This window comes from Hydrogenophaga atypica (assembly GCF_042665215.1).
GTDB lineage: Bacteria > Pseudomonadota > Gammaproteobacteria > Burkholderiales > Burkholderiaceae_C > Hydrogenophaga > Hydrogenophaga defluvii_A.
In genome coordinates, this window is record NZ_JBHTCA010000027.1 from 1 (window position 1) to 16,636 (window position 16,636).

Here is a 16,636-nt window from a genome sequence, read left to right on the forward strand (position 1 = left end):
GTGTAGGTGACGATCTTGCGTATGTGGGCGTTCATGCTGATTTCTAGCTAAATTGGATGGGAAACGGATTGGCTGAGAGTCCTGCCGCTCTTCATTCAGGCTTGATGTTGGCGGCCTTTATGACGGCTTTGTACCGGTCGGATTCGGCTGCCATGAACTTGCGGAGCACTTCAGCCGACTCACCCGAGGCGCTGATGCCCAGGTCAGCCAGTTTTTTGCGCAGACCCGGATCGGCCAGCACCTGTTGGGCCACGACCTGTTAATCCGTAGGTCCCTGGTTCGAGCCCAGGTCGGGGAGCCATAAGAAACAAGCACTTAGCCCAGGTAACCCCTGGGCTTTTTGCTTTCTGTGACTTTTTTGCTGCATTTTTGCTGCAGTCCGCGCGGTTTTCGCTGCAGCGTCGCTATACCTCCCTTTGGAGATTTCATGGCGAGCATCAGCAAACGGGGCGATTACCAGTACCAAGTCATCGTCCGCCGCAAGGGGTACCCCAGTCAGACCCGCACGTTCGAGACCCGCGCACAGGCCCAGGAGTGGGCACGCGGTGTCGAAGCAAAGATGGACGAGGGCAGCTTCCGCGACCGGCGGGGCCTGGCAAACATCACGCTGCACAAAGCACTGGACATGTACGCGGAGAAGGTGACCCCGCACAAGGCCGGGTCCGATAAAGAGTTGCAGCGTATCAGGCAACTGCAGCGCCACCCGCTGGCCATGCGCGACATGGACAGCCTGCTCTCCAGGGACTTCGCCGCGTACCGCGACGAGCGGCTCAACGAGGTCGGCCCCTCCACGGTTCGGCTGGAGCTGGCGTTGTTGTCACACCTCTACACCATCGCGATAAAAGAGTGGAGCTGGCCACTCACACATGAGCTCAAAAATGTTCGCAAACCAGCCGCAGGGCAGGGACGTGAGCGCCGGCTGGTCGGCAGCGAAAAGGACCGCTTGCTGGAGGCGATTCATCGGCCGGAAGCGCGAAGCGCGGTCTGGCTGGACGCTTGTGTCCGCCTGGCGATAGAGACAGGTATGCGCGCTGGCGAGCTCTTGAGCATCGAATGGCACCAAGTCGACTTGTCCGGTGGGGTCATCCGCCTGGAGAAGACAAAAAATGGCTCGCGCCGCTCAGTCCCTCTGACAGAGGATGCCGTAGCGGTCCTCAGCAAACTGCCACGCTCTGGTCGGCGCGTGATATCGGGCTACTACGACACGTCAGGTCTTGACCGCGCATTCAAACGGACCTGCACAGCGGCAGGCATCACCGGGCTGCGGTTCCACGACCTTCGGCACCAGGCTGCAACGGACTACGCCCCGCACATGAAGGTTCAGCAGCTGGCAAAAGTCATGGGTTGGAAGACGTTGGGAATGGCAATGCGCTACTACAACCCGACTGATGAAGAACTCGTTCACTTGGTCCGCAGCTCAAAACCGGCGGCGAATTCGGACAGCGCCGAATCAGCAAAAGCCGCCTGAACACCCCCAGCGACCTCTCTTTACAGGTCAGATACGCCACACAGGTGACGCTCGCAAGATGGCCAGATCATCTGCGGCTGTTTGTCTCTGTGTGGCTTCGTTCAAAGGAAAAACCATGAAGTCATCTCGAGGCGAATCGAGTGCGAAAAAAACCGGTGCGATGCAGCAGGCTGTGCCTATACCGAATAACCGAAACGGTGCCGCAACCCCGCAGTTGTCGGCACCGGTTCGGGACCTGGCTGATCTGATTGCTCAGATCGCAGCCGAAGCAATCATGAAATCCATCCCCAAACGCACCTGTCAAGGTGAAGGGGAGCACACAAATGACTGATGTCTCCATATACGCACGCTACTCGTGCGAAAAGCAAAACGAAACCTCTCTTGAAGACCAGATCCGGCGTTGCCGGGAACTGGCATTGCGCCATGGCCTTCTCGTCAACGACGCTCTCATCTACACGGACGCCGCCGCGTCTGGAACGGACAAGGGGGACTCCGCCAGGGATGGCTACCGTCGGCTGAGACAAGACTGGGATGCCGCGAAGTTTGACGTGCTGCTTGTTGATGAGTTCAGCCGGCTCAGTCGAGACGCCGTGGAACAAGCTGTGTTGCTCAAGCGCCTGGAAAACAACCGACGCGTGCGACTCATCACCGCCGACGGCATCGACACCCAGGACCCGGATTGGCAACTCCGACTCGGGCTTCAGGGGTTGTTGGCGCAACACGAAAGCCGCAAACTGCGGCACCGGGTGGACCGCGGAATGGTTGGTCAACTGGAACGAGGCTACATGATTGCAACGCCAGCGTACGGGTACGACCTGCATCGGGAATACGACGCGCGTGAAGAGCATGTGGGGTCGCGCTGGCGCATCAATCCCCAAGAAGCCGCCATCGTTCAACAGGTGTTCGCGCAAAGAGAGGCTGGCGAATCCATGCATCAGATTGCGGCTTGGCTCAACAGCGAAGGGATTCTTTGCAGCCGCAAGGCGCGCAACGCCGATGGCGGCCATTGGCGGGCATCGCGTGTCAAAAACATGCTGCAGAACCCCATCTACCGGGGCGTGTTTGTTTGGCATGGCTCAACGACCTACGCCGCCAAAATGAAAACCCTGGGATTGCCCGTCACGACCATGGAGTACGCGAGACCCGAGCTGAGGTTGGTCAGTGATGAGTCCTGGCAGCGGTGCAATGCCCGCACCATCAGCCGCTCCGGGTACGGAGGTGGCGCCCACGCGTTGTCTGGCCTTCTGACTTGCGTTTGTTGCGGGGGCACTCTCGCTCTGTCCGCACTGAAGCGCTGCAGGTCGGTGTATTGCCCTGCTTGTACGGAAGCCAAAAGCTCGAAGCAAGATGAGAGCCGCATGACTTCGACGGTGGCAACCGCTGGCGTGGAAATCATGCTCAAACATGCCTTGGACTATTTCGTATCGGAGCCGTTTATCGAGGCATTTCGGCATTCATTGCAGCTCAGGCTCACTGGTGACCGCCAGTCTGGGGTGGACGAGTGTGAAGCCCGGCTGGCAAAGCTCAAGGCTTCGCAAGAACGGCTGTCGCGCATGCTGGTTGACCTGACCGAAGAAGACGCCGTGCTCCAACAGCGCTATGAAGAAACACGCCAGAAAGTCGCACAGACTCGTGAGCGCCTGGGCCAGCTCAAAGACGGGCTGGAAGAGGTGAATACGGCAGTTGCCCAGGCGCAATTGGCGGCAGACCCTCGTCAATACCTGCAGAGCATTTTTGATGCTGATGTCGCTCCGCAGCGACTCCGGGCCGTCCTTGCACGGTTGTTCCCATCCATCGTGTTCGAAGGCAAAACCAGCCGGTACATCTCGACGTTCAAGTTGCGCTTCTCCCCCAGCGTGGCCATGGCGCTGGCCAGCGGTACCGAAGCCATCACCACCTCAGAAATCGAGGCCCGATTTGTGCTGCGTTACTGGCCGAGCAGCAAGAAGAACGAGACAAGATGGACCGTAAATACGTTCGATATGCCAGCGCGCAGGAGCGCAGCCACAGTTGACGTCAACTTTCCATCGCACGCGAGTGCGTGAGCGAAAGAGGTGAGCGGGCTCCACTGAGAGCCGAGCAGAAGCTACAAACCGGCCTGATGGCCGGTTTGTTCAATTTGCGGTGGGATTCGCCTACTGGCGCTGATCCCGCTGTGTGGGCCAAGGGTCTGTTGCCAGTCGCCGCAGAACTCTGATATCGAGCAGGAAGCCGCCGATGACATTGATGCTGCTTTCAGCGGTTTCAGCATACGGGTCAAGCTGGACAGGCCAGACTCCCCCCAGCCACGGCCACTTGCCAACTTGCATCGCAGTCTCCCCAGCACGCTCGAGCTGCTCGGGCGAGAAATAGCATTTGTGGTTCTGACTGCTTGACCTAGCGCTGGCACTTGCGACCTGCAAGTCCACAAGGTCATCGTGAGTGACCAAGTGCTCGCCGATGCTGACCCTGGTGGATGAAACGAACACAGTGTGCAGTTGCTGTGGTTTATCATCTCCCATGATGGTCCCGAAGGCGGTATCCATGCTGTGAAGAGGAATCCACAGTTGCGCCTTTCGCGCAGGGTCAAATTCAGAGGCTGCCAATTTCAAATCTGGAAAATCCCAAGTGTGATATGCCGTCAGCAGTTGTTTGCTGGTGTCCCAGCACGCGTTGACGCCATAGCGCTGGCTTGCCAAGCTTTGGGTGCAGTGCCCGAGTTCATCCGGTAACAAGATGACCACGGCCATGGCCGTGGGCGATGCCGGGGCAGTTAACAGTTCGCACAGTTCAGACGTGGGCACAACGGCACCCAAAATTTTTGGGTTGAGAGTGTCGCCTCGATTGACTGTCAGGGCGGCATCACGCAACTGGCTGAGACAGTGTCGAGTTGCCAGGTCCGCCTCTTGAAAGGACATGTGAACGGGCGTGCAGCCCTCGGATTTTTTTGGATAGTGCATGTTGGATGAAAGCAAGAAAGTGTCGCGGCCACTTGGAAAGCCGACCCAACGTGAACTTTGTCGGGTACTGCGTATAGGCAAGTCGGTGGCTGAATCAAGCGCTGATTGAAAAATATTCTTCAGCGATTCCGCGAGTCACTCAGGGCGTGTCGTGTCGTGGCCGAGACCTTGTGTACGTGAATGCAGAGGTCTTGTGATTGACGTTGCTTGTTGTGGTTCAAGCGTCCGCTGTTGGACCTCTTCCGGACAACATAGATAGTCGGGCCTGCAGCCCGCCTTTGGCCCGGTTGCTCAGCTCGATATCCCCGCCATGGCTTTGGGCAATCTGGCGCACGATGGCCAGCCCTAGGCCAGCGCCACCCGTGTCGCGGCTGCGCGAATGCTCGACGCGGTAGAACGGTTCAAAGACCTTTTGCAGCTCGTCTTCGGGCAACCCCGGCCCACTGTCCTGAACCAGCAGCTGGACTCCATTTTGTACAGGGGCGAGCACAACGTGGGTCTGGCCGCCGTACTTCAGGGCGTTGTCAATCAGGTTGGTGAGCGCGCGCTTGATCGCTCTGGGCCGGCACGACCATTGCAGCGCATCTGGCGCCTGCAGGGTGATCGTGCCCTGGCCCTGGTAGTCCTCGACCAGGCTTTCCACCAGCGCCACCAGATCGACGCGCTGCAGGGGCTCTTCCACCGCCTTGCCGCGCAGGAAATCCAGCGTGCCGTCCAGCAGTTGCATCATGTCGTCGGTGTCGGCCTGCAGCTGCGCGCGCAGTTGCGGATCGGCCATCATTTCCGTGCGCAGGCGCATGCGGGTGAGCGGCGTCTTGAGGTCGTGCGACACCGCGGCCAGGAAGCGTTCACGCTCTTCAATACCGCTGCGGATGCGCGACTGCATGGCGTTGAAGGCCTGCGCGGCTTCGCGTACCTCGGTGGGGCCGGTTTCCGGCACGGGCGGGCTGTGCAAATCGCTCGACAGGTCGTGCGCCGCCTTGGCCAAGTCGGTCAGCGGGCGCACCGTGCTGCGCGCGGCCATGGCCACCAGCACCACCACCGCCACCAGCATCAGGCCCAGGTTGAACAGCAGGTTCCAGGGCAGCGCAAACACGCCCTCAGGGGCGCTGCCGTTCAGACGCAGCCATTCGCCGGACGACAGCCTCAGGTGCAGCTTGAACGTGAACCGCCCGAGTTGCGGCAGATCGCTGGCGCGGACCTCGGCGCGCTGACCGAGCACTTCGGTGATGTGGCCGGGCAGGTCTTCAAGCATCGACTGCCCCGCCACGGTCGGCGGCGGCGCCGCATCGACGATGTGCATCTGCAGGCTGGGGGTGGACAACAGCGTGGCCATTGCTTGCCGCTGCGCGCCAGTCTGGGCATCTACCACCCGGTAGATGGCTGCAATGCGTTGCGCCAGCTCGTGGCTCACGGTGTGGCTCAGGGTGCGCTGCCGGTCCCAGGACTGCAGCATGGACCCCGCGAGTTGCGCCAGCAGCAGCCCGGCACTCATCAGCAGCAGCAGGCGGCCAAACAGCGACTGCGGCCAGAGCTTCACATCGCTTCCACGCTGGCTGCCAGCACGTAGCCTTCGCCGCGCACGGTCTTGATCAGGGCGGGCTCCTTGCCATCGTCGCGCAGGCGCTTGCGCAGCCGGCCCACCAGCACGTCTATGCTGCGGTCAAACAAAATGGCCTCTCGGCCGTTGGTCAGCTCCAACAACTGGTCGCGCGAGAACACGCGGTGGGGGTGTTCCAGCAGCACCCGCAGCAGCCGGAATTCAGCGCCCGAAAGCGGTACAACCAGGCTGTCGGGCGCCGTCACGTTGCGCGAAGCGACCTCCAGCGTCCAGCCCGCGAAGCGGAACACCGCCACCTCTTCGGGCACCAGGTTGGGCGGCAACGCCTGCGCGCGGCGCAGGATGCTGCGGATGCGCGCCAGCAGCTCGCGCGGGTTGAAGGGCTTGGCCAGGTAGTCGTCGGCGCCCATCTCCAGGCCCACGATGCGGTCGATCTCGGAACCCCGCGCCGTGAGCATGAGGACGGGCAGGTTCGAGCGGCTGCGCAGATCGCGGCACAGGCTCAGGCCGTCTTCGCCGGGCAGCATCAGATCCAGCACCACCAAGTCGAAACGGTGCTGCTCCATCAGGCGCCGCATCGCCTTGCCATCGACCGCGCTGGAGACGCGGTAGCCGGCTTGCGTCAGGTATTCCTCGATCAGGCGGCGGATTTCGCGGTCGTCGTCAACGACCAGCAGGTGCTCGAGGGAAGTGCTCATGTCCGGGAGATCAGGTGTGGGTAACTTCGGTGTGCGGAACGGTCCGGTCTACCCGGGCCATCCGCCCGTCGTCCATGTGATAAACCGTGTCGAAGCCCTCGATCATGCGGTGGTCGTGGGTGACGGTGATGACTGCCGAACGCCTCTCCTGCGCGATCTTGCGCAGCAGGCCCATGACCTTGGTGCCGCGCTCGGTGTCCAGCGCGGCGGTGGGCTCGTCGGCCAGGATCAGGGCCGGCTCGTTGGCCAAGGCGCGGCCAATCGCCACCCGCTGCTGCTCGCCCCCCGACAGCCGGGCCGGCAGCGAATCGGCCCGGTGGCCCATCTCCAGGTAGTCGAGCAAGTCCTTCGCGCGGCGGCCGGCTTTGCGGCGACTCGCGCCGTTGAGCTGCAGCATCAGGGCCACGTTTTCCTGCGCCGTCAGGAACGGGATCAGGTTGTGTTGCTGGAAGATGAAGCCGATCTTACGCAGCCGGAACGCGCGTTCGTCCACCCCAGTCGGTCCGTTGTCGTACAGGGTCTGGCCGTCGATGACGATGCGCCCGGTGGTGGGCGGCTGGATCAGGCTGATCGCCAGCAGCAAGGTGCTCTTGCCCGAGCCGCTGGGCCCCAGCAGGGCCACCAGTTCACCGGGCTCCACGCTCAGGCTGGTGGGCTTGAGCGCCTGCACCGCCAGCTCGCCTTCGCCGAAGGTCTGCGACACGTTGGTGAGTTCCACAACCGCCATGTCAGCCCCCCAGTGCCAGTTGTGGCGGTGTGCGCAGCGCATGCCAGATCGCCATGAAGCTGGCCACCAGGCCGCCAGCCAGCATCACAGCAAAGGTCACCGTGGTTTCCGTCGCGGCGAAGCCCAGGGTGCGCGGAAAACGCGGTGCAATCAATTCGCGCAGACCGTAGGCCAGCAGAAAACTCGCCAGCGTCAGCAGCATCGACTGCGTCAGGATCAGCTGCACGATGACGCGGTTGGGCGCGCCGATCAGCTTGAGCGTGGCAATGGACTTGATCTTCTCGATCGTCAACACGTAGACGATGAGCGCCATGATCACGATCGACACCAGGATTAGCAGCGCGCGGAACAGACCCAGCACGGCGGACATGCGGCTGAGCTTGCCTTCGATCATCAGGTTGCGCTCCTCGTCGGTCGTGTAGACGTTGAAGTACAGCCAGTCCCGGATGTGCTGCGCCACCGCCTGCGGGTCGGCCTGCGGTGCCAGCTTCACCAGCACTGCGTTGATGTTGGTCGAGCTGGCCGAGAGCAGCGGCAGCAGCCGGTTGGCCTGATCCTCGTTGTAGCCCGCGCGCAGCAGGCGCTGCAGGCTGGCCGCGCGGGCAGCAGTCAGGGCTCGATCGTCCTGTTCGTACTGCACCTTCTGCGCGTCCGGCAACGACAGGTAAACCAGCGGATTGCCGCCGGAATCCACCGCGCCCTTGGTCAGGCCGACCACGGTGTAGGTGTCACCGCCCAGTGGCACCCGGCTGCCCAGCGACAGGCCGGTTTTGCGGTCGGCCACCATCTCGTAGCGGGGTGCCGTGAGGGTTCGACCTTCCACCAGGCGCCCAGGGCCGCCGACACCCCCGAACACGTCGAAGCCGATCACGGTGAACTGCTGGGAGCTCCCGGCGATGTCGCGCTGCGCGGTGTACAGCATGATCGGGCTGGCGCGCAACACACCCGGCGTGGCCGCCACACTTTTGTAGCTGTCCGCCGGCATGCGCGAAGGCTCGTTGAAGGGGCCGCCGCGGCCCCGTTCGACTACCCAGAGGTCGGTGCCCATGTTGTCGATCAGCCAGACGCCGTCCTCGATGTTGCCGCGGTAGATGCCGTTCATCACCAGCACGATCGCCAGCAGCATGGCCACGCCGGCGATGGTTGCCAGGAACTTGCCCAGATGCCGGCGGATGTCTTTGAGTGCCAGGTCCATGGTGTGCTTCGCCTGGACCGGATCAGCGGGGCTGGGCCATGCGCACCGACTGGTTGGCGCGCACCCCGCTGGCGTTGCCGACCACGGTCTCACCCTCGGTCAGGCCCGCCGTCACGCGCACCACGGCGTCGTCGGCGCCGCTGGTGGTGACGGCGCGAAAGTGCGTGCGCCCGTTCTCCACCACCATCACGCCGGGCTGGCCGGCGCGGTCCTTGGTCAGCGCCGCCAGCGGCACCACGATGCCCGTCTTCTCTCCGGTGGTGATGCTCACCTCGGCCTCCTGATCGATCGCAAACTGCTGCGGCGGGCTGTCCAGCGTCACGTGCACGTCCAGCTCCCGCGTGGCGGCGTCGCTCTGGCGCCCGATGCGCGCCACCTGACCACCCAGCGTTTCGCCGCTGCGCAAGCGAACCTGTGCCCGCTGCCCGACCCGTATTTGGCCCAGCACCGATTCGTCCACCCGCATGGCCACCCACAGCGTGGCCGGGTCCACCAGCTTCAGGATCGGTGAGCCCGTCAGCACGGTGCTGCCCGGTTCGGCTAGCCGTTGTATCACCATGCCGTCGATCGGCGCCAGCAGGCGCGTGTAGGTCAGCGACACGCCGGCAGCGCGTGCTTCCTGGGCCACGGTGGTGGCGTCGGCCTCCCGCGCGGCCAGGCTGGCCTTCGCGGCGTCGATGCCCGCCTGCGCGCTTCGCAGGGCTGCGGTGCTACTGTCCACCACCGCTTGTGAGACGAATCCTTGCTTCTGCAGCTCGGCGTCGCGCCGTTGCTTCGATTGCGTCAGCTCGAGTTCGGCCTGGGCCTTGGCCACGGTGGCCCGGGCTGATTCGATGTTGCGCGCCACGGCGCCCTGTTGCCCCTGGACCGCGGCGAGCCGCGCGGACGACTCACGGTCGTCGAGCGTGACCAGCAACTGGCCTTTGCGCACACTGTGCCCCACGTCCGCCAGCACCTCCACCACCGAGGCGTTGATGCGCGAAGCCAGCGACACCGCCGTGCGCGCCTGCAGCGTGCCCGGCCCCAGCACCCGCAAGGGCACCGCGCCCTGGCGTGCGGTGGCCACCGTCACCTCGATCGACCGGCCAAAGCGCCAATAGCCGAAGGCGGCCGCCAGGCCCGCGAAGACCACCAGGGAAACGAGCAGGGTTTTGGTTTTTGATGTGACGGTCATGATGGGGTATCGATTCACGCCTGGTTTTTGCCGGGGCGCATGCGCAGCAGCAGCCCGTCCTTGACGATCCGCTGATGGTACAGAGCGGCCAGCACGTGCACCGCCACCAGCGCCATCAGCAGGCGCGAGAGCAGGCCGTGCACCTTGCGCAGCGTCAAGCCGTCCAGTGACTCGGGCAGAGGTGCCGAGCCCAGCACCGGTGCCAATACACCGCTTTGAAGCGACAGTGCCACGCCGCTGACGGCCAGCAGCAGCACCAGCAGGTTCAGGCCCATGTGGCCGAGGCGCGCCCATTTTTCGGCGACGACGGCCGGCGGCCGGGGCTTAACGCGGCGCAGCAGCACGCGTACCACCACCAGCCCGGCGGCCAGCGCGCCAAGGATCATATGGATGCGGAAGTTGCCAATCTTGTCGGCGGTGTTGGGCATCTCGGCTAGCACAAAGGTACCAGTGATCAGCAGGAAAACGATCAGGGCGGCGGCCAGCCAGTGGACGGCGATCTGCGAGGTGGCGTAACGGAAGTGGCTCATGGTGTGGCTTGGCGGGTGGCGATCGCAGAATCTTCGCGGTGCCATTGATGGTCTGGGCGGGATCTTGGTAACACAGCATGTCAAGCGCGCCCCTGTCATGCAGGCTCACCAAACAGGGGTGGCTGACACACGCACGCAGGGTCGTCTGCCTAGCATAGGGACATCCCATCCACAAGCCTCTGTGGCTTCACATGAAAAAGATCGCCACCGCCTTGCTCGCCGCCGCCCTGTTGCCCCTGCCTCTGCAAGCCCAAGACACCGCGGAAAACCTCGTCGCTGGCATGCGCAAGGCCGAAATGACCTACAAGGAACTCATGACCCTTATGGGCAAGTCCATGGGCATGATGCAGGAAGGCGTATTGACCCACAACCGCGAGATGGTCGAGCAGGGCGCCAACATCATCTTCACACACCCCGCGCCCAACCACTCACCCTGGGCCATCATGAAGCCCGAAGACCAGGCTGGCTTCAAGCAGGCCCTGGTGATCTACGACAAAGTGCTCGACGAGGACACCAACGAGATCCTCAAGGCCACCCGCAGCCGCGACTGGATGGCCGCGACCGGCGCGCTGTCACAGTTGCAGGTGTCTTGTGTCTCGTGCCACGCGCAGTGAAAGGAAAAAGCTCAGAAGTGGCCAGCACCGCTGCGCTGAGTCCAGGCCAGAACGCAGATCGGAGACAGGGGCAGCCCTGCGCCGATAGAGTCAATGCGTTCCCTCAGGGGCGCGGTCATGGGCATAAACCGGACTCCTGTCCAAGACGGCAGCACCGGGCTGCCGCGGTCGCTGGTGCTGTTTCAACTCGCACACGACAGCAGCCGGCAGCGCGTGTCGGTGGCCGACCTCCTCGCGTTGCTGGGCGACCGCGCCATCGACTGCATTGATGTTGATTTTTGCTGTGCCCAACATCCTGTCGGTCCCGCTAGGCGTGTCTGCCATTCTGGGTGCGCCGCTGAGCTGATTACTTTTTTTAATGTTTTGGTCCCATAACAATACAAAATCAGCACAGAAAAAATTGAACGTCCTGACCCTCAGTGAGTATCAAAACAGAATTGCCATCTGAGCGGTACGCTTAAATTAAGCGGCGCTACAGCCATCAGCGCGGCGACGGCGTATTTGCTCTGCCTTGGTGGGTCGTCCGTGACGCTTCGGTGCTTCAACGCGCCGATCGTTCGGCAACTCATGAGCCAGAGAGCCTTCGTATTGGCTGGTCAGCCAGTCCTGAATATCCTGAGTGCGGAACCGGACCAGCGAACCAATCAAGATTGCTTTTGGAAGAGAGCCACCGGTGGCGCGTCGGTTGTAGACAGTCTGGACGGCGAGTCCAAGTGTTGCTGCGAGTTGCGCAGGTGTGAGCAGTGTTTCCATGGCTGTTGCCAGTGAACTGGCACATGCCAGCCTGATGTATAGGCACACTCTGACCGTACTTTGAACTTTATTTTCAACGGTCGACTTGGGCTGCCTCGATCGGAAGTCGCCATGAGCCCACCGACATGGCCGTGACGCCTGCAAGAGGCTGTTCTGTCCGTCTGGGGCCAAGTACATCGACTGCTGATATCGGGCACCGGGCCGCACTGCTGTGGTATTCGTTTTTTTGCCTGCGCGTGTTTGAATGGCACCGTCAGCTGGCTCCGAGACTGCCTCGAAAAAAAGATCGAAAATGACCTGAGAAACAGCGATGACGTGCCTATACCAAGTTACTACCACCAACTTGGAAAATCATGGCTCTCCCCAAAAGTCTCGCCTATAAGCTGAAAGCAGTCACAAACTCTTTGATGATTGCACACGACCAGTGCGGAACACCAGCGCCTATCGACTGGTCAAGCCGTACTCCGAGCGATGTCATCAACACCTTATTCGAAGAGGCTTGGTCTGCAGACTTAGACGATCATGCGCAGCAGCCAGCGGATGTTGTACCCCGCCGCACACAGCACCGCATGCAGCCGGTCACCAGCTTGGCTCGCGCCGTCTCCAGCAGGCGGCTGTCGGTGGGGTGTGCAATCGCCTTGTGTTGCACCGTGCTGTCCACGATCACACGGGCGAGCTCCTGCGGCTTGATCAGCTTGAGCTCGACGGCCACGTTGATGGTCTGCGCCAGCAGCTCCTCCACGCCTTCCTCACCCAGGAGTTGGCGGAACTTGACCAGGGTGGTGGCGTCGCAGGGCTGGCGGTCTTCGTAGTACGCACAGCCCGAGAAGAACTGCCAGCGTGGCGTATCAGCCCAGCGGGTCACTACGCCCTCATCGGACTCGTTGAAGGCGTGCTTGAGGTACAGCAGCGCGATCATGATGCGCAGCGGCACGCGGGGGCGCCCCGCGTTGCTGGCCACCGGCGCTCGCAGCACCTGTTCACCAAAGAGGTCCAGGTCCGGCATGGCCACCCCGGCGCGGCCTTTGCGAGCAAAAACTTGGGCCACTCGCGCTTCGATCTCCTGCCAGGGCATGCGCGAGGCCAGTACGGCCAGCGGGTGGCGCAGGTCAATCATGTGATCGATGCGCGAGCGAAAGAAATCGTCGGTGGCGGGGCAGGCAAACAGCACGGCAGAACTCCCAGAAAACTGCCCCTATTGGAATTCAAACTGGGAGTTCCGGCCATCCGCAATCACCCCAAAACACCAGCATTCATGCGGGTTGCGGGGGTTATTCAGGGGCGACGACTTAGTTGTAAGGGCGATAGTGCGGCACGGAAGTCTTGAAGCCGTGCTTCAGAGCTTAGAGTATTGGACTCAACTCCGGCGCGCAGCACAACCAATGGCACGTCGTTTACTTTCTGAGCTAGAGAACGATTTTGCGGGCACCCATGAAAGCGGGCAGCAAGGCGAACAAGATGGTGGTGTTGTAACGATTAACGTTGTCGACGAAGAGCTGTTTTTCAACCCTTTGCCATTTGCTTGGGTAAAGCGCCTTCGACGGCGCGACCGAAAAATCCTGACAGAAATCTATCACGAAGCATGCCGGATGCTCTGCGAAGCCGATGAACTAAGGTGCTGAAGAACTGATGCGGCGTGTAAGCAATATGCGATGGTGGTTCTGCGTATAGCTCAATACAACCCACTTGCTGGCAACAGATATTATCTGGCGCGTGCCCGTTTGCCGCTGGCGCCTCTCTTTGTCGTACGCACGATACCTTTAACAAATTGACATTTGCGAATTCAGGTGCCCCCTCTCGTTCGAGATCGCAAGCCGCAATGCGGCGTTCACGCAATCAAAGTTGTACTGGGATCGGCACTGAGGACTACGTTAAATTCACAAGCTGTTCCCCTCAGGTGACGGGCTGACCTTGAAGCCGTTGAACTTGTCTGCGAACGCCATTGAAGATGGCCTCTGCTACATCCAACGGGAAGTCGGCGGGCATCTGCTGGGTAACAGCGGCGATGGCAGGCTCAACTCGGGCCAGCAGATCGGACAGGATGTCCTCGGCGTTAGCGCCCCAGCCACATCTGGCCGCAGAGGCGTTGAAGTGACGCCGCAGGATGTTGGCCAACTCATAGTGTCGGTTCTTGCCGCTGACTGCCATGGCGAGCTTGGCGTTGCGCCATGCCAGCTGGTTCTTGCCCTTGCCGATGATGGGCCAGGCAGATAGAACGTCGTACAAAGGCGTCAGCGCGTAGGCGCCACCGGCTTGCAGCCTGATGCTGAAGTTCTTTGCGTGTCCATCGGTGGCCGCCAGTAGCCAGAAGACTACCTGGCTCGCGAGAAGCGTGCGTATGTCAGAGCGTGGATTCTGGGAGCCCCCAATCACCTGGGCGAGCTGTTCGATACCCGGCCCGCCGTCGGCCTCGTATTTTTTTGCAGGGCTCACGCCCAGGGCCTGGCAAAAGTCTTCCTGTGGCAGGCGCATGATCCACCCGCCTGAGGGGTGCCGTCTGCGGTCGAAACGCTCGACCACGAGCACCGGCAGGTGGTCAGCAAAGGCCACGATGTCGGCGTTCGCGACATCGAAACCCAGCGCCTTCATAAGCTTCAGACACAGCCACTCGTTGTATACGGAAGTCCGCATGTCCGCCTGCATGTTGCCGACAAGGCCCATGGGCAACTTGATGATGTGGGTGGTAGGCGTCGCGCCCAGAGGCCGCAGCCACTTACCGTCGTGCCACAGAAGGGCCGTTTTCTCCTGCGCGCCGGCGATCGAGATGCGGAAATCCTGGTTCTTGCCTTGGTCCGCGACGGAGCCGCTGGAGACGGTGGCGCGCAACAAAGCTGCCACACTCTCGTCATCCAGGACTTCGCCTTCTATGCGGTCAAAGCCGGTGGGCGCCTCGTCCACAGGCAACAGTTGAACCGCCCCCACGCAATCGCGACCAATTGCCGACAGCAGGTCAAACGTGTCCTCTGAGCCCGCCGAATAGCGTTGCGCCAAGCGCCTGCGGATGGTCGCGCTGTCCGGCAGCAGATTGTCAAAGAAGTATTCGACGCGATCGCCACGCAGCGGCTCGTTGCCCACCAGGGGAAGTGGGAGTGATAGAGAAAGCGGCCGTGCAGATCTCGAGGCCAGCCAGCTGTCTTCATAACGCAGCTCCATCGGGCGGCGCATCGCTGGCGTCCAGTGGCCGACAAATTCGCCGTTGGTCCAGATGGCCATCGGTTGGCTGCTTGAACGGCGGGCCATGGTTACCACGCTCCCGTCTGGGCGTCGGCGGCCAATGGAGCCTGCTCGCGCGGCTGTACGGTCAGCTGCAGGCCCAGCCGGGCACATATCGCCAAGAGCTGGTCAACGCTCAACGTGCCAGGCTCACGCTCAAGCTCTGAAATGCGCCGTTGACTCAGCCCCATACGTTCGCCGAGCTGTGCCTGCGTGAGCTGGTGGCTTTTGCGTACACCCTGTAGCAGGACGCCTAATTGCGATGCCGTGACAAGGGTTTGGGTTCGAGGAATCATCTGTACCGCCTATTCCAGTAAATTTACTTTAGCGGTATTTGTTCTTAATGTCAAACAGCGGAATAATCGGTTAAAGCATTGATTATTTTTCACCCATCAGCCCTGAAGCGCTGTTTGGGGGCAGGTCGCTCTGTCAGAGCCGATCCAGTGCGTGATGAACGCGTCCCGGTCCATTTGGGCAAACCAGGGGTGCGCGCGACGTTGTGCCCACACCGTGCTGACCGCTTGCAGCGGCACCTCGTGCCCCGCGAACAAAAGGGTCTCGCCGGGCATGGTGAACAGCCGCAGCGTGACGCTGTCCCACAGTGCGGCTGCATCGGCAGGGTAGGGCTGCAAAGGGCAGGCGTCCAGCGCCAGCAAGCCGCCGCAGAACACACGATCACGCCACGCAAAACTCAGGCAATGCGCGGTGTGGCCGGGTGTAGCCCATACCTGAATTTGCTCACGACCAATGTCCAGGTACTCACCGTTTGGGGCGGTGCGGGCGCCGTCACGGGCTTCACCTTGAACCACAGGGGCACCCAATTGGCGCAGTCGTGCGAATTCCATCGGCTGCAGATGGTCATGCTGGTGGGTCCTCAACACCCACCGCAGCCTGAGTCGCTTTTCTCGCAGCAAAGCCGTGATGACCGGCAGGTCGCGGGAGCGAGGATCGATCAGCACCGCCTCAGCGGTTTCACGGTCAGCCAGAAGGTAGCTGAGCTCTCGGCCACTGGCGTCGTGCAGGATGCGAAAGTCCACGGCGAATCAGGCCTTGCGCTCGCCGTCCTCGCCGATGAGCAGGGTTGTGGCGGCAAGGTACTTGTGCGGCGGCACCACCAGGTTGGTGGGCGCGGGTTTGTTCTTGAACACACGCCCCGCCAGGTCGAAGGTGGAGCCGTGGCAGGGGCAGAAGAAGCCGCCTTGCCAGTTGGCGGGCACGCTGGTGTTGGCCGTGCCCTGGGGCAGGGTGACCGGCGAACACCCCAGGTGGGTGCAGATGCCCACGGTCACCAGCACCTCGGGCTGTATGGAGCGGTGGGTGTTGCGCGCGTACTCAGGTTGCTGCGGCACGGCGGAGTCGGGGTCGGCCAGGTCGGCGGTGGCGTTCAGGCTGGCCAGCATCTCGGGCGTGCGGCGCAACAGCCACACCGGCTGGCCGCGCCACTCCACGGTGCGAAGTTCGCCAGGCGCCAGGTCGCTGATGTCCACCTCCACGCTGGCACCCAGCGCCTTGGCGCGCTCGCTGGGCGCAAAACTCGACACCAGTGGCCAGGCCACCGCTGCTGCGCCAGCACACCCCATGCCGGTGGAGGCCAGCAACCAGGTGCGGCGTTCTGGGTCTGCGGGTGTTTCGCCTGAAAGCGGGAGAGGCAAGGCGGGGTTCATAGAGACACTCCAATCCATGATGGTGACCACCCTGTTTCTCAAGAACCATGCCACCCACTGGTGTCAAAAAAGCCTTTGAATTTCAATCACTTACGCACCG

General features: G+C 62.1%; 18 protein-coding genes and 1 pseudogene. 5 read left to right on the forward strand and 14 right to left on the reverse strand.

The window, feature by feature from the left end:
* Positions 1-91 precede the first annotated feature (91 nt).
* Entirely contained in the window at positions 92-253 is a 162-nt protein-coding gene (locus ACFQPB_RS20360) for a hypothetical protein (protein WP_382227296.1), read from the reverse strand.
* Between the two features lie 174 nt (positions 254-427).
* On the opposite strand from ACFQPB_RS20360, the gene ACFQPB_RS20365 reads away from it, so the two are divergent.
* The 3 genes from ACFQPB_RS20365 (at position 428) to ACFQPB_RS20375 (ending at position 3,513) form a co-directional block, all read left to right on the forward strand.
* The gene (locus tag ACFQPB_RS20365) at positions 428-1,468 is read left to right on the forward strand and encodes a tyrosine-type recombinase/integrase (RefSeq protein WP_382227299.1); all 1,041 of its coding nucleotides are present in this window, start codon (positions 428-430) and stop codon (positions 1,466-1,468) included.
* A gap of 115 nt (positions 1,469-1,583) precedes the next feature.
* Positions 1,584-1,799: a hypothetical protein gene (locus ACFQPB_RS20370; RefSeq protein WP_382227302.1), complete on the forward strand. Its 216-nt coding sequence runs from the start codon at positions 1,584-1,586 to the stop codon at positions 1,797-1,799.
* Complete coding sequence (locus ACFQPB_RS20375) at positions 1,792-3,513, forward strand: recombinase family protein (protein WP_382227305.1); 1,722 nt, start codon at positions 1,792-1,794, stop codon at positions 3,511-3,513. Before ACFQPB_RS20370 ends, ACFQPB_RS20375 begins: the two co-directional genes overlap by 8 nt.
* 90 nt (positions 3,514-3,603) lie before the next feature.
* On the opposite strand, the gene ACFQPB_RS20380 is transcribed toward ACFQPB_RS20375, so the two are convergent.
* From ACFQPB_RS20380 to ACFQPB_RS20410, 7 genes are all read right to left on the reverse strand, one after another.
* Entirely contained in the window at positions 3,604-4,407 is an 804-nt protein-coding gene (locus ACFQPB_RS20380) for a hypothetical protein (RefSeq protein WP_382227308.1), read from the reverse strand.
* Between the two features lie 217 nt (positions 4,408-4,624).
* Complete coding sequence (locus tag ACFQPB_RS20385; RefSeq protein WP_382227311.1) at positions 4,625-5,947, reverse strand: ATP-binding protein; 1,323 nt, start codon at positions 5,945-5,947, stop codon at positions 4,625-4,627.
* Positions 5,944-6,666, reverse strand: a complete 723-nt coding sequence (locus tag ACFQPB_RS20390; RefSeq protein ID WP_382227314.1) for a response regulator — start codon at positions 6,664-6,666, stop codon at positions 5,944-5,946. Before ACFQPB_RS20390 ends, ACFQPB_RS20385 begins: the two co-directional genes overlap by 4 nt.
* Positions 6,667-6,676: 10 nt before the next feature.
* The gene (locus tag ACFQPB_RS20395) at positions 6,677-7,393 is read right to left on the reverse strand and encodes an ABC transporter ATP-binding protein (protein WP_382227317.1); all 717 of its coding nucleotides are present in this window, start codon (positions 7,391-7,393) and stop codon (positions 6,677-6,679) included.
* 1 nt (position 7,394) lies between these two features.
* Positions 7,395-8,588 carry an ABC transporter permease gene (locus ACFQPB_RS20400; RefSeq protein ID WP_382227319.1) on the reverse strand — a complete coding sequence of 398 codons (1,194 nt, stop codon included), beginning with the start codon at positions 8,586-8,588 and terminating at the stop codon, positions 7,395-7,397.
* A gap of 22 nt (positions 8,589-8,610) precedes the next feature.
* On the reverse strand, positions 8,611-9,762 hold the full coding sequence (locus ACFQPB_RS20405; RefSeq protein WP_382227322.1) for an efflux RND transporter periplasmic adaptor subunit: 1,152 nt from the start codon (positions 9,760-9,762) through the stop codon (positions 8,611-8,613).
* 14 nt (positions 9,763-9,776) lie between these two features.
* Positions 9,777-10,292 (reverse strand): cytochrome b, encoded by a 516-nt coding sequence (locus ACFQPB_RS20410; RefSeq protein ID WP_382227325.1) that lies wholly within the window; start codon positions 10,290-10,292, stop codon positions 9,777-9,779.
* A gap of 191 nt (positions 10,293-10,483) precedes the next feature.
* Here ACFQPB_RS20410 and ACFQPB_RS20415 point away from each other — a divergent pair, with 191 nt between their 5' ends.
* The gene (locus ACFQPB_RS20415) at positions 10,484-10,906 is read left to right on the forward strand and encodes a hypothetical protein (protein WP_382227328.1); all 423 of its coding nucleotides are present in this window, start codon (positions 10,484-10,486) and stop codon (positions 10,904-10,906) included.
* Between the two features lie 462 nt (positions 10,907-11,368).
* Here ACFQPB_RS20415 and ACFQPB_RS20420 read toward each other — a convergent pair whose 3' ends face one another.
* Both ACFQPB_RS20420 and ACFQPB_RS20425 read right to left on the reverse strand, forming a co-directional pair.
* Positions 11,369-11,659 (reverse strand): helix-turn-helix transcriptional regulator, encoded by a 291-nt coding sequence (locus ACFQPB_RS20420; protein WP_382227331.1) that lies wholly within the window; start codon positions 11,657-11,659, stop codon positions 11,369-11,371.
* A 535-nt stretch (positions 11,660-12,194) separates the two neighbouring features.
* Positions 12,195-12,776, reverse strand: a pseudogene (locus tag ACFQPB_RS20425) (transposase); the annotation flags it as partial.
* A 265-nt stretch (positions 12,777-13,041) separates the two neighbouring features.
* Between ACFQPB_RS20425 and ACFQPB_RS20430 the strand changes: the two are divergent.
* Entirely contained in the window at positions 13,042-13,281 is a 240-nt protein-coding gene (locus ACFQPB_RS20430; protein ID WP_382227334.1) for a hypothetical protein, read from the forward strand.
* 271 nt (positions 13,282-13,552) lie between these two features.
* On the opposite strand, the gene ACFQPB_RS20435 is transcribed toward ACFQPB_RS20430, so the two are convergent.
* From ACFQPB_RS20435 to petA, 4 genes are all read right to left on the reverse strand, one after another.
* Positions 13,553-14,872, reverse strand: a complete 1,320-nt coding sequence (locus tag ACFQPB_RS20435; protein WP_382227337.1) for a type II toxin-antitoxin system HipA family toxin — start codon at positions 14,870-14,872, stop codon at positions 13,553-13,555.
* Positions 14,873-14,901: 29 nt separating this feature from the next.
* Positions 14,902-15,168: a helix-turn-helix domain-containing protein gene (locus ACFQPB_RS20440; protein WP_382227340.1), complete on the reverse strand. Its 267-nt coding sequence runs from the start codon at positions 15,166-15,168 to the stop codon at positions 14,902-14,904.
* Positions 15,169-15,264: 96 nt separating this feature from the next.
* Positions 15,265-15,909 carry an MBL fold metallo-hydrolase gene (locus ACFQPB_RS20445; RefSeq protein WP_382227343.1) on the reverse strand — a complete coding sequence of 215 codons (645 nt, stop codon included), beginning with the start codon at positions 15,907-15,909 and terminating at the stop codon, positions 15,265-15,267.
* 6 nt (positions 15,910-15,915) lie between these two features.
* Positions 15,916-16,536: a ubiquinol-cytochrome c reductase iron-sulfur subunit gene (petA, locus tag ACFQPB_RS20450; RefSeq protein ID WP_382227345.1), complete on the reverse strand. Its 621-nt coding sequence runs from the start codon at positions 16,534-16,536 to the stop codon at positions 15,916-15,918.
* Positions 16,537-16,636 lie beyond the last annotated feature (100 nt).